This is a genomic window from Kitasatospora sp. NPDC085879, assembly GCF_040686255.1.
Classification (GTDB): Bacteria; Actinomycetota; Actinomycetes; order Streptomycetales; family Streptomycetaceae; genus Kitasatospora.
This window is the reverse complement of sequence record NZ_JBFBJZ010000118.1, coordinates 1-13,434: the sequence shown is the minus strand read 5'-3', so window position 1 is coordinate 13,434 and position 13,434 is coordinate 1. Positions and strand designations below refer to the sequence as shown.

Sequence of the window (13,434 nt, the reverse complement as noted above, 5' to 3'; positions counted from 1 at the left end):
CTGACCCTCAATGAAGATCAGGATGATCAGACGATCGCGAGGTGGGTCACCGTTGATCCGCCGTTCAGCGGTCAGTTTTCACCCGTCGCCGAGACTGAGATGTGTCGCTGAGGTTGCGCTCGTTCCTTGGTTGTTGGCGGGCGTGTGTGTCGGCTGCGGGTTCTAGGGTGATGGCGGGCCTGGAGTTCGTGGTGGTTGGGCGGCTTGGAGGTAGGGCATGGTGGGTTGGCAGCGTCTGCCGTGGAAGCGTCGAGTGTTCCGGTTGGACGAGCAGCCGGAGTCGGACCACTATGGCTGGCCTGTGGCGTCCCTTTACGCCGGTTCCGCACCAGGCACGCCGCTGGTGGATATGCGGCATGTGCCTGCGCTGGTGCTTCGCGGTGAGTGGGGCATGGGCAAGTCGTGCGCGTTCGAGCAGGAGCTGGCTGATTTGGAGGCTGCAGCCCTGCCTGCCACGCTCCTTGATCTCGGGAAATGCGGAACGAGTGCTACCCGAGCCGAGGCGATGCTGACCAGGGTGTTCGAGTGTTCTGCCGGCGCGGGGGAGTGGCACGTGCTGCTGGACGGCCTCGACGAGGGGCTGGACTACTTGCCCGAGCTGGACCAGCTGATCATCGAGCAGCTGGAGGCCGTAGACGATGGCGCGAGGACAGGGCTGAGGCTCCGTATCAGCTGCCGAACCGCGCGGTGGCCGGTCGACCTGGAGCGGGAGCTCGGCCGGTTTTGGTCCGGGGAGCAGGTGCAGGTTGTGGGCCTGGCCCCGCTGTCGCGTGAGGATGTCTCCAAAGCCGAGGAGGCGATGGGCGTTGCGGACCCTGGAGCCTTCACCGGCTTGGTCCAGCAGCGAGGCCTGGTCGCACTGGCGACGAACCCGCTGACGTTGCGCCAACTCCTGACCGGCTACGCGGCCAACGGCCGATTGCCCGCCACGACCGAGGAGGCCTACCAGGAGGCGTGCCTGCATTTGTGCAAGGAGATCCGGCGCCCCAAAGGCAACGATCAAACGCGCACCCAGGCCGCACCCGAGCACCTCCTCGCAGTAGCCACGAGGGTTGCCGCCGCTATGCAGTTCGGCTCATACACCGGCCTGTCCGAGGACCCGCCACAGCCGGGCAGGGCCGGTGTCGGTGACCTCGCCCTGTCATGGGTGGCCTCAGGCGACGAGCCCGGACACCTTGGCACCCCGGTCCCGTGCTCCATGAACGAACTGCACCAGCTGACCGAATCAAGCCTCTTGGTCCCACTCGAGGGCAGCTACAGGTGGGTGTTCGCACACAAGAGCTACCAGGAGTTCCTCGCAGCCCAGTTCCTGAGGGTCCGCGGCATGTCTGCGGCGGTGCAGCGGGAGCTGTTGTGGGTCGGTGACGGGGAAGCCCGGCACGTCGTCCCCGCCCACCAGGCGGTCGCGGCATGGCGCAGCGCGACTGACAGCGAGGTCTTCGAGGACCTTCTGCGAGACGACCCGATGGTCCTGCTCCTCGCGGATCTGGAAAGTCGTTCCGACGAGGACAGGGCCCGCGTTGTCGGCGCCCTGCTGGCCCTCCTGGAGCGCGACGACACCGCACGCCTCGAGCGATCTACCCTCCACCGCCTGCAGCACTCGGACCTGGCGGCGCAGCTGCACCCCTACCTTCGTAGCGGAACGGAGGTGAATCTGCTGTACGGGGCGGTCAGCATCGCGAGGGCGTGCGCCTGCCCTGATCTCGCAGACGATCTGCTGATCGTTGCCGAGGATGCGGACCTCAATCCCGAGGTACGGGTGGCCGCACTCGGTGGTGTCACCGATCCGTCCGGTGCAGCGGTCGTCCGGCTGAAGACGCTTGCAGATGACGATTCCCCCGAGGTCGTTGCCGCGGCACTGCGCTGGCTTCGACCGGACCACCTCAGCCTGACCGAGTTCCTCACGAAGGTCCGCGACCCTGACCCCAGCTATATCGGGACTGCTTTCATGCTGCGTCGCGAGATCCCTGAGCAGATCTCCGTTGATGAGATCGAAGAGGCGACGGCATGGGCCCGGAGCGTGCTCACAGATCCCGCTGCGCAAGGAAGCCCGGGCCTTGCTGTTGCGATCCTTGCGCGTGCCATCAGCCTGGCAGGCCGGGCCCCCAGCAACGATGAGCTGGTTGGTGCCGTGGCAGAGGCGATGATGGGCTTGGCCCGCGGTCCCGAGCTTTTGTACAGCCACGAGATCCGGGCCCCGCGGGAGGACCTCGGGACGGCTCTCGCCGCCAACGACCGTATCCGCAGGAGCCTCGCCCACTACCTGATGATTCACCAGGAAGGAAAGTACTTCCTGACCTTGCTGACAGGTCTGTCCGGTGGCTCCCTCCTGGCTCAGGTGGACCTCGTCTACTGGGCCGAGCACTGGGACCAGCTCGAATCGGTCGACCCGCAACTCTCCGGTGTCGTATTCAGGTTTCCCCGGCCTGAGGATCCCGAGATTTTGGCGCGGTGCGAGGCGGCCCGTGCTGCGTACCCGTCCCTGCGTGAGACCACGGCCTTCTGGGACAACCCGCCCGCCGAGGACCCGCATGAGCAGGAGCACCTCGAGGCTGTTGAGGCCGAGCGGCGGCAGAACTCCTATAGTGAGTCCGGACTGCGTGAGGCTTTGGCCGCTGTTATGGCAGCCGGACCCGAGACCGTCTACGAGCGCTGGGCAGATGTCGTCAACCACATGCTTCGGACAGCCAGTGGGGACCGCTTTTCCACGACTGAGCCGCCTTTGACGATCGCTAGTGCGGCCCCCTCCCGGCCGGCACCGGGCTCACAACTGTCGGACCTGGTCGCAGAGGCCGTGCAGCACCTTGTGCGCATCGCGCCTGCGCTGAGACCTGCCCGCCTCACCCCGCATGGCGCATTCACGTTCTCCAATGCGCCGGAGCTGAGTGCGTTCGCCTTCCTGGACGGTCTGCCGTCGGAGATCGACGACCCGCAGAAGTGGGCCGGCTGGGCTGTCGCCCTGGCCTCCACCCAGGTGTACAACTCCAACGCGGAGAACATCCAGCGTTGCTTCCTACCCGTGTGCACCGAACGGGCTGGGGAGGCGTTGTCCGGGTTCCTCACCGAAGTCCTCAACGCTGTGCACGACGACACAGCCCGTACCATCTCCCGCGCGTACGCAGCCCTGCCGGACGGGCTCGCGCACTCTGCCCTGCGGGCGTGGGCCGACGATCCGGGCCGCAGGCCCGAGCAGTGGCAGGCTGTGATCGGCGAACTCGCCGCCGTTGGCAACGAAGGTGCGCTGGGATCGCTGGCCGGAGTGCTGGCGACGGATCCCGTAGCTGTTCAGCCGCACTCCAACGAGCGGGTCCGCTGGATACTCGCTGCCACGACCCTGCTTCACTGCGATCGCCTTCCGGCCCGCTGGTCCGCCGTCCGTAGCGGGCTCGAAAACCGGGCTGTGCTGCAGGAGTTTATGGAAGCCCTGGGCCAGCTGCCCGCCCCGCCCGGCAGCTGGCCCACAGCAGTGGGCCTACTGCCGGACAAGGACATCGCCGACCTCTACCGCCTCATGGTCAGCCACATCGGTGTCGAAGCAGCAACCAACCGGGCTCTGCACAACGGATTCGTCCGCGGCGACGACCGGGTCCAGGACATGGTCCACTCCCTGTCGCACATTCTTTCGGCCCGCAACACCGAGCGAGCGGCAGCTGAGCTCCGCGGCCTTGCCTCCGACTATCCGGCCGTCTGGCAGCTGCGTCTTCAGGCCCGCACGACCGCCCGTGCCGCGGCCGCCCGCAACGCTGCTCCGATCCCGCCGGAGCAGCTTCTGCGGCTCGCCGCTCACTCGACCCTTCGGGTGGTACGCGACGAACGCCACCTGCTGGACATCGTGAGTGAGTCCCTCAGACGTTTCCAGCAGGCCCTTCACCGCCCGAACGGTCTGATCGTCGCGCTGTGGAACCGAGAAAGCCCCGGTGTGAATCACACCGACTGGTGGCCTTGCTGGGAGGAGGACTTCAGCGACATCGTCGCGACCTTTCTGCTGCAGGACATCGGGGGTCACCGCGTGGTGATCAACCGGGAGGTCCAGGTACTTCGGCCCGGCTTCCCCGGGCTTCGCACCGACATCCAGATCGAGCTTCCTGCCCGCGAGGGCACGGGTGACGATCCCATCAAGCTGGTCATCGAGTGCAAGGGCTGCTGGAATTCTTCTCTGAGCACTGCGCTGGCCGAGCAGCTTGTCGCGGGTTACCTGCAGACCCCCCGCACGGCCGGAGTGCTGCTCACGGGCTACTTCCACTGTGACCGCTGGAGCGCGAGGAAGCGCAGCTGCCCCGGGAACGGCCACAGCCTGGACGAAGTCAGGCAGCACCAGGACACCGAGGCGCACCGCCAGCGCGAGCTGAAGCACGTGTCCGTTGACGCGGTCACCCTGGACTGCGGGTTGCCCGACAGGACCGTGCAATGGCGTACGACGGCGCTGCCGATGCCCTGATCTTCTTGATGTGCCGCGGCCGGTGATGCCGACGCGGCTGGTGGCTTGGCTCAGTGGACGTCGCGGGGCTCCCAGCCGGGTGGGAGTTTGGGCGGGCCGCGGAGGGCGTCGATGCCGAGGCGGTCCCGGAGGAGGGCTTTCAGGCCACGGCCCGGTTGGTGCGCTGGGCGAAGTCTCGGCTGGTACGCCCGAACCAGGCGGTGGTGATCAGGATGCCTTTGGCGGCGGCTTGTCGTGCATGACGCCGGCGAGAGCGCGGACGGCCTCGGCGGGGACCGTGGTCTTGGTGCGTTTGGCCTGGATGATGCACAGGCCGCCGATGATGGGGTCCTTGTTGTAGGCGACGGCATCGACGCCGTCGTCGCGGGAGGCCTGGGTCACCCAGGCCTTCAGGCCGATGGCTTAGAACAGCTGGTGGATGAGGTGTTCGAACTCGATTGGGTCGAGGGCGACCAGGTCGGGGCGGGCTGTCGAGACCGGCCACGACGTCGATCTCGGGGGCGAGCTTGTACCGGCTCAGGTCGAACGTCACCACTGGCCGCACCGGCTCGAGGTCGAAGGGGTGCTGGGAGACGATCGCATTCAGGTGGCGCAAGCACTCGACGGGATCCAGAGCAGGCTCGTCCAGGACCAGGTCCTCGAACGGTGCGCGGCCGGCGCGGACGCTGACCAGGCACGGGCGGATGCTCTTGCCGGTGGCCCGGTCCTTGCTGTGGACGTGGGCGTTGACGGCGACGGTGTCGACCAGCGGCGGGGAAGTGGCAGCGAAGACCTCGTCCAAGCAGCGCAGCACGAGGCGCGCGACCAGCACCCGGTAGATCTCCCTTCACCTCCGCCTCCTTACGAGGCTGTGGCTCGATCTGGGGCGGAGCTCCCGCCTTGTACCGCCACCCGACCTCCGTCGGCACCGTGTCCTGCCCCGGCAGGTCGAGTTCGAGGACCAACTCCCGCACAGCGAGGGACGGTCCGTCGGGGATCTGGCCGGGCGACAGCAGCTCTACGACGTCGGCCTCTGGCAGCCACTCGACGTGGTCGGCCTCGCTACGGTCGGTCGGCGGTCCGATCTGCTGGTATCCGGCAGCGTGGAAGCATCGGAATCACATGGTGTTGATGCCGGCGAGAGCGTCGTACTCGACGAGCGGCTCCACGCTGGATGGCCGCCAGCCGGTCTCCTCCTCGATCTCCCGGGCGATCGCCCCGGTAGGGTCCTCGCCAGGATCGGCCCATCCGGCCGGGACCTCCCAGACCCACCGGCCGGTGATGAACCGGTGCCGCCACAGCAGGAGGATCCGGTCCTGATCGTCCGTGACCACAGATGTGACCGAGGCCCCCGGCATTCGGATGATGTGGTGGTCGATCCGGCCCAGCCCGGGCACGTCGACCTCGTCCAACCACACCCCGACCCAGGGGCTGTCATGGACGCGGCGCCGTCCGTACGGCTGCCACTCCGCCACCGGATGTCGCACTACCTCGGCCCGCGCCGGCTTGCCCGGGGCTGACCCGGAAGCTGCGGAGCCCTGCCGGGTCCCGCGGCCCGCCGTTCAGGGGCCAGCGGCTCAATCATGGGCGCAGAAAGACGAAAACTGCCCCGTCCTCCCGGAGGAGAGAACGGGGCAAACGATATGTTCCATGAGCCGCCTGCCGTGCCACGCAGACGGCTCCCTTGTCGAGACAAGTCGCCGTGGGATGCACGAACCGCCCCCTGTCCCGGCTCCGGCCAGCGGCAGGGGGCGGCGTGCCAGGCGAACGCGCCGGCGCCAGCAGTAGGTGTCAGGCCCCGCCCAGGTGGGGCGGTGCGGGCCCTGCGGTACCCCGATTAGGGTCCCGCGACCCAACCCTCGTCACGGAACCGCAACTCCCCACGGACGCTAGCCAACGCCTCACTACGTTTGGGCCGACATCACCCGAGCCCAGAGGACCCCATGCGCACTGCCCTCCTTGCCATCACCGCCTGTTTGCTTGGGGCGGCCGCCTGCGACAGCGGAGACACACCTGCGGCCGTGCCGGGTGTCGCCAGCAGCCCAGTGGTGACCACCGCCAGCCAGCAGGCGCCCAGCAACTCGGCGCAGGCCAGCTCCGCGGCCATCGACACTGGCCTGCCGCCGAAGCCGGCCCCCGCCACAGTCGCCAAGTACATTGCAGCCCTGAACGCGATCGACCCGGAGATCGTCAACGGCAAGGTGGACAAGGCGGTCAGCCGCGGCATGAGCCAGTGCGTTTCCATCAAGCTGACGAAAGCGGACCGGGCGAAGCTTGTGCAGGTCACGAACTCCCGGTTCATCAGCCCTAACCACCCGGAAGGCTTCGGCACCACGACTGCGGAACAGATCCTCGACGTCGTGCACGCCAACCTCTGTCCCAGCTACTGAGCCTCGGGCCAACTCCTCGCGTAACAGGACCTACCCACGTGCCCAGACCGTGCCTCGTTACGGTCCGGCCGAGATCACCCAGGCTCGAAGGACTCCATGCGCTCCACCACCCTCGCCCTGGCCACCGTCTGCCTCCTTGTCGGCGCAGTTGCCTGCAGTCCCGGCACCTCAAGCCCCGCCCAGGCGGGCTCTGTCGAGGTAAGCAGTTCGTCCCCCAGCCGGCAGGACCAATTCCTCACTGACATCCACATCGCCAGTATCGGGAGCTGGGCAACCAGCGCGCCCACAGGCAGCGAGCTCCTCGCCTACCCGGACAAGTGGTGTTCTGCCCTTGATGACGGGCACAGCGTCGCGTACATCCTCAACAGCAATGACATGTATCCGGTTGGCCCGTCGTGGGGCACGAAGTTGGCCGACGCCGAACGTGTCCTGGTCTTGGCGGTGACCGACTACTGCCCCTCACATCGGACCGCGGTCGTGCAGGAGTTGCAGGCGAGGGGCGACTGGTAGACGGATCCGCGGCGCTCGCGTGGCAGCAGGCCGCGGCCCGGAGCAGACGCTTCTGCCCCGCGCGGTGCTTGCGGGCCTCCCGCCTCGCTGCGACCCCACCGGATCCCCAAGGAGGACGACCGTGCTGTTGACCGCCGAATGCCGAAAGTCGCACGAAGGCGCGCGGCCGGGCTGGGACTCCTGGGGCTCGTGGCTCACTGACAGCGAGGCCTTCGCCGAGTCCAGCCCAAGGTCAGGGGCAGCTGCCGCCACGGGTTCGCCCCGGTGCTGAGCGGGCGGGAGTTCCGCGCCGCCCGGTTTGTCGGAGTCGGGCCGTAGGCTGCGCCTGGGCACACAAGTACCGCGTGGCGCTGGACGGTCGGCCCAGTGCTTCCGCCGCGGCAGCCGGGCGGGATTGCAGAGCGCACAGGGGCAGGGCGGGCTTCAGGCAGGTTGTTCGGCCGGTGTTCATGCAGGCGCCGTCTGTCGAGCCGGTGGACCGGGCGGGCTCGGGCGGCGGTTGTCCTCGCGGGGTCGATGGCGTACGGACGGGCTTGGGGACGGGTTGCAGGTCGGTGTCGGGCCCGATTGGGCCGCTGTCGGGGTCCCCGGGAACGTCCCATTGTGTCTCTCAAATATCTATTTGGGAGACATGACTGACATATCGTCAGTTGATCGCCTAGCGTGACGGGTGCCGTCTGCCAGTCAGCTCTCGAGGGGGCACCGCTATGTCCCGGAGTCGCAAGCTCCATCGTCTCAGTAATCCCGATGCGGCCGAGCACCGTGCCCAGCGCATGCTGTTCCGCCATCTCCGCGACGACACCAACGCGAACCGCGGCCGCATGGCGAAGCGGGTTCGCGAGCTCCAGCTGCTGCTGGCGATGGACCCGGTCGAGTTCGAACAGCTCGTAGCCCGGCTGATGGAGGCCATGGGTATGAAGGTGGAACTCACTGCCCGCTCCCGCGACGGCGGGGTGGACGTGCGGGGGATCGACACCGACCCGTTCCGTGGCGGGCACGTGATCGTGCAGGTCAAGCGCTACCGGGACACCGTGACGCCGTCGGCGGTGCGGGACCTGTACGGCACGCTGCAGCACGATCCGGTGGCGACGAAGGCCGTACTGGTGACGACCAGTAAGTTCGGGCCGAGCTCGCACCAGTTCGTCGCGGGCAAGCCGATCACGCTGATCAACGGCGCCGAACTGGTCGGCCTGCTCAAGCATCACGGCTTCCACGAGGTATTCGCGGCGGCCCGGTTCGGCGCGGGCGGCGGCCAGGACGGTGACGAGCTGCCGCCGGTGGACCTGCCGTCCGAGCCCGCCCGTCTCCTGCTGCACTGGACCGGGGACGAGGAGTACGACATCGCAGCCCTGGTGTGCCGGGGGAACCGGGCGCTCTCGGACGAGCACCTGGTGTTCTACAACAACGGCTCGACGCCGGACGGCTCGGTGCGGCTCCTCACCGGCTACGGCGACGCGAACGCCTGCCTGATGGTGGACTTCGACGCCCTGCCGGCCGAGGCCGACCGGCTCGTCATCGTCGCCGCGGCCGACACCCACAACCACCCCGCCGCGACCATGGGCGGGTTCGCCGATCCTGCGCTCATCCTCGAGCCACGCGCCGACGAGGACCCCGCCGTGGTCCACTTGGCCGACGGCGCCCCGACGAACACTGCCATGCGGCTGGGCCGCTTCGACCGCGACGCAGCCGGGGACTGGGACTTCACCCCCGCGCTCGCCGGCTACCCGGGCGGGCTGCACCAGGCCGTCATCGCCTACGGCCTGGAGGTCGATGACGCCTGACCGCGTCCCCTCCGAGCGGGTGAGGACCCATTCACGGAGCGTGGCGGAACGCGACGGACAACCGTGGCGAGCGGTGTTCCGCTCCCCGGACTCCGACGTGGCAGCGAGCCCCAGCACCCGGCAGGACGACTTGCCCAACCGGCTGGTCCCTGTCGCACGGGCGTTGCGGCGTTCCGACCCGCCGCCTCGCCGTCCCCGCCGTCCGCCGCGGCCGGGGGCGGCCGGCGCGTCATGCCGGTGCCCGTGGCGCGGACAGGCGGATGCAGCCGCACGGCCCCGGATGCTGCTCCTACCGGCTCCACCCCGGACCGGTATCGCCACTGCACGGCCCGCCACACCCGCGGTGTGCGCCGGTCGTGAAACCGGCGCACGAGCCACGGCCCCGTCCCGCACGTGCGCCCCAGGAATTCGCGCCATCTCCACCACCCACATCGACGCATGGGGATGCGCGCACGTCTTTTGTAGGCAGGGCCGCCTTGGCCCCCGACGGCCGGACTGGGAACACCGGCCGACAGCAGCAGGACCAGCGGCCGCCAGGGCGTCTGAACACGAGGCTCACCATGCATCGCAGGTCACGGCGACGGTGAGACCGGAGCACGAGCGAGCTGTCCGGATCACGCCCCACCCAGCCCGCCAGTACTGATGGTCCATCAGATCATGTCGGGGGTCGCTGGTACACCAATGACCCGTGACGGTCCGCATCGTGCGGACCGCCGACGGGAGGGACACGACCGATGCCGGTACCCGAGGGATACCACCGCGTTCGCAGCCACATCCGCCGCAACCCGCGGCCGAGCACGAAGAAGACCAGCGGCTGGATGATCGCGGGCGTTTGCGCTGCGGTGTGGCTGTGGGGACACTTCATCGGCTTCAGCGACACCAGCACTCCCGCTCCGGCGACGCCCGGCCCCGCGGCGTCCGCCCCCGCAGCGCGCTGATGGCGCGCCGTAGGCCCCGGTGGTGCCGCCCCCGAGGCCCCGTCGAACTCCTTGCCGCTGGGGTCATCGCCCTCGCCGCAGCGACATGGCTCCTGACCGCCCTCGAGAGCGCCGGGCGGGCCGCCGCCCGGCACTGGCCCACCCTCGCCCTCGCCGCAGCCCTCGCCGCGGCCGCGACCGCCGGGTGGTGGCTGCGCAGACAGGCCGCCGCCAAGACCCGCACCGCGCGCCTGGCGACGCTGCGCCTCGCCCTGCCCGGTATCGACGCGCTCGGCGACCGGGAGTTCGAGTTCGCACTCCGGGACCTGCTCGTCCGCGACGGCTGGACCGCCCGCCAGGTCGGCCGGCAGGGCGACCAGGCCGCGGACGTCATCGGCCACCACCCACTCCTGGGCCGGATCGTCATCCAGGCCAAGCACACCACGACAGCCAGGAAAGTCACCTCACACGTGATGTACCAGGTCAAGGGCACCGCAGGTCCTGTCCACCACGCCGACGCCGCAGTCGTGGTCACCAACGGCACGTTCACCCGAGACGCCAGGGACTGGGGCGACAAGCACCACATCCACTGGGTCGACCGCGACCGGCTGCGCACATGGGCCGAGCACGGCGTGGCCCTCCACGACCTGCTGCGGCTGCCCGCCCGGCCCACCGGGCGACGAGCCAGACACCCCCACGCATCCGGCACCCGCCGGGTACCCGAGTAACAAGGAGGGACAACACCGTGCGCGACGACGGAACCGCCGATCCACTGCTGAAGCTCCTGGCTGGCTGCATCGTCGCCGTGCGCCTCCAAGATCGCCTGGCACTGGCTCAGGGTGGACGTGTGGGGCTGGATCTGCGACCACCCGTGGTGGACGACGCTCATTGCCGGCCCCACCGTCCTCGCCCTCGCACTGATGGTGGACATGGCCGACGGTCTTGCCGACAAAGGCGCCAGCGACCTGTGAACCGCATGGTCCCCGGGACTGGTTGGATCCAGAAAACCAGAGCGGCCCCGGCCGCGTAGCCGGGGCCGGGGGCTGGTCTCGCAGTGCACCCAGATCGCTTTGGCGCCTCAAATTGTCAGCAGCGGCTCTGAGCGATCCGGTTTTCACTCCGGAGCTGAGCATGTGCCGAGAGCGTGTCAGCGGACACGGCGGACGACTCTGATCCACTTGCTGCGGAGCCGTGACTAGCCGTCACAGATACCTGGAAAAATGGGCGTTCGGCCGAAACGCACTCTCGCGCGACGAACGTCGTTCGCCAGCCGAATAGTGATTGGGCATCAGCTGTCCCGGGCGGTAGACCTGCCGAAACCCTTCCCGCGTCCGTATCGCCAGAAGAATCTCGATTTTGGGTCCTGGGGCCCGTCTCAACCCGGTTGTCTGCGCACTACGGTGGCGCCGGGGCCGTAGTGGGGAGTGGAGTGCCTGGTGGGTCGTGACGTTGTGACAGTCCTCGAGCTGAGCACCTTGCTCGTTGTCGGGCTGCTGACAGTCGGCATGGCGCAGGCCGCACGGGACCGCCGCGCACCCGACCCGCGACCTTCCGGCACATGATGGAGGTCAATTACTTCGGCATGCCGCATGCGGTGCGTGGCGTCACGCCCCGTGTGTTCGAGCATTGTCGGGGAAGCGCCGTTGCGGTCCCGTCGGGCACCGGCCCGTTCGGTGGCTTCGGGTGCAGCGCCTACGGTCCGGCGGGGTTCGCGGGTGCGTGGGCTGACGGAGTCTGTACGCGCGGAACTCGACCCTGCGGTGTCCATGCCCGAGTGGTGTTCCACCGGACGCCGGCACCCCCATGCTGGCCAATCAGGCTCCGATCAAGCCACCTGAGACCGGTGTGGTGAGCGGCACGTCGGGCCAGTCGCGGCCGGGGCTGTTGCCGCGCCGATCGTCACCGTATCGAGCGTCGGGCGCTCACCAGCCGTCCTGGCAGGTCGACTTGGCCGCGAACGTTCACCGGCGGTTCTGGCGGTCGGCTTGGCCACCGGTCTGGCTGGTGGGGTCTCTTGACGTTTGCTGTTCAACCGCCAGCCCGCCCGGTCCCCGGGGGGCTCCCCACCACAATGAAAGGGCACGCATGACCCCGACGCTCGACAGGTACATCTCCGGCCTGACCCCCGACCGCCTCACCGGCAAGCTCGACCACACCGACGCCTACGAGGTGCTGGTGCTGCTCCTCGCCGCGACCCGCGACCTGGGCGTCAACCGCGCCACACCGGACAAGCTTTACGCTCTCATCCACAAGATGGACGGCAGCAATGTCTTCGGCGGCCGCCACGTCCTGCACACCCTGCTGCGCGAGGCCGCCGAGCACCACGAGATCCGCATCACCGCCGCCGGCCACATCCTGCTGCGGTCGGATGCCCCGAGCGACGGCGGTCCGGAGCACACCTGGATCCGGTTGGAGACCCGCCGCGGCGCCGAGGTCGAGGTCGTCGGCGCCGACCCCTGGCCGGACGCCTGGCAGGCGGCCCCCGGCCCCGCATGGTGGCGATGCACCGGATGCCGCGGCAACAGCGGCACGGACGCGCAGGACCTGGATCTGATGCGCGCCCAGGCCGCCGACCACGCCCGCGACTGCCTTGCCCTGCCCGCCCCCGTCGCCTCACCCGACACCGACTGACGGAAGCCTCACCTCCTGGGCGCTGAGGCGCACCACCGCGCCCCGCCCGACCGAGCTGTCCAGGCCGGTCGCGCGGGGCGCGGTGGTGTGTGGCGCGGATACCCGCCCACCGAGATGAACCTCCTCGCCTGGCCTGCCGCGCTGCGGCCCGCCGCCCCGGCACGGGACCGAGTGTCACGCCGACCGGTGGCGCAGCACCGCCAGGTGGCTGTCGTTGAGTACAACCGGCCGACTCGACCCCACCTTCGCCTACGAGGTCCTGATGCTGCTCCTCGCCGCTACCCGTGACCTGGGCATCGACCGCACCACACCGGACAGGCTCCACACGCCCATCCGCACATGGACGGCGGCAACGCCTTCGGCGGTCGCCGTGGCCTGCGCACCCGGGTATGCGAGGCCGCCGAGCGTTGCGAGATTCGTATACCGCCGCCGGCCACATCCTGCTGCGCTCCGACGCCCGGAGGGACCGGAGCACACCTGGATTCGGCTGGAGAACCGCAGCCGTGCGGAGATCGAGATCGTCGGCGCCGTCCCCTGGCCGGACTGCCAGCAACAGGCCCCGGGCCCCGCCTGGTGGCGTTGTACCGGCTGCCGCCGCAACAGCGGCACGCACGCGCAGGACCTGGACCTGATACGCGCCCAGGCCGCCGAGCACACCAGCGGCTGCCTCGCCCGACACCGACTGACGAAAGGGAGCACCTTCTTCACCAGGTGGAGCTGGCGGATCGGCATCCTCACCATGGGCTTCCCGCTGATCGCCAACAGCTTCGGCTGGATCTTCACCGAGA

The 13,434-nt window shown here is 69.0% G+C and carries 10 protein-coding genes; 8 read left to right on the top strand and 2 right to left on the bottom strand.

Features of this window, described 5'->3' with window-relative positions; all coding sequences use genetic code 11:
* Positions 1-262: 262 nt before the first annotated feature.
* Positions 263-4,438: a hypothetical protein gene (locus AB0P35_RS39585; RefSeq protein WP_363520940.1), complete on the top strand. Its 4,176-nt coding sequence runs from the start codon at positions 263-265 to the stop codon at positions 4,436-4,438.
* Between the two features lie 207 nt (positions 4,439-4,645).
* On the opposite strand, the gene AB0P35_RS39580 is transcribed toward AB0P35_RS39585, so the two are convergent.
* On the bottom strand, positions 4,646-4,819 hold the full coding sequence (locus tag AB0P35_RS39580) for a restriction endonuclease (RefSeq protein WP_363520937.1): 174 nt from the start codon (positions 4,817-4,819) through the stop codon (positions 4,646-4,648).
* Positions 4,820-5,535: 716 nt separating this feature from the next.
* On the bottom strand, positions 5,536-5,892 hold the full coding sequence (locus AB0P35_RS39575) for an NUDIX hydrolase (RefSeq protein ID WP_363520934.1): 357 nt from the start codon (positions 5,890-5,892) through the stop codon (positions 5,536-5,538).
* Positions 5,893-6,360: 468 nt separating this feature from the next.
* On the opposite strand from AB0P35_RS39575, the gene AB0P35_RS39570 reads away from it, so the two are divergent.
* The 7 genes from AB0P35_RS39570 to AB0P35_RS39540 form a co-directional block, all read left to right on the top strand.
* The gene (locus tag AB0P35_RS39570; protein ID WP_363520931.1) at positions 6,361-6,807 is read left to right on the top strand and encodes a hypothetical protein; all 447 of its coding nucleotides are present in this window, start codon (positions 6,361-6,363) and stop codon (positions 6,805-6,807) included.
* Positions 6,808-6,903: 96 nt separating this feature from the next.
* Complete coding sequence (locus AB0P35_RS39565; RefSeq protein ID WP_363520928.1) at positions 6,904-7,317, top strand: hypothetical protein; 414 nt, start codon at positions 6,904-6,906, stop codon at positions 7,315-7,317.
* 773 nt (positions 7,318-8,090) lie between these two features.
* A complete protein-coding gene (locus AB0P35_RS39560) occupies positions 8,091-9,098 on the top strand; it encodes a restriction endonuclease (RefSeq protein ID WP_363520926.1) in 1,008 nt (335 codons plus the stop codon).
* Between the two features lie 937 nt (positions 9,099-10,035).
* Positions 10,036-10,743, top strand: a complete 708-nt coding sequence (locus AB0P35_RS39555; protein ID WP_363520942.1) for a restriction endonuclease — start codon at positions 10,036-10,038, stop codon at positions 10,741-10,743.
* A gap of 117 nt (positions 10,744-10,860) precedes the next feature.
* Complete coding sequence (locus AB0P35_RS39550) at positions 10,861-10,986, top strand: hypothetical protein (RefSeq protein WP_363520923.1); 126 nt, start codon at positions 10,861-10,863, stop codon at positions 10,984-10,986.
* Positions 10,987-12,100: 1,114 nt separating this feature from the next.
* Entirely contained in the window at positions 12,101-12,646 is a 546-nt protein-coding gene (locus AB0P35_RS39545) for a hypothetical protein (protein ID WP_363520920.1), read from the top strand.
* A gap of 214 nt (positions 12,647-12,860) precedes the next feature.
* Positions 12,861-13,434: hypothetical protein (locus AB0P35_RS39540; protein ID WP_363520945.1), on the top strand; the 574-nt coding region annotated here is incomplete at its 3' end.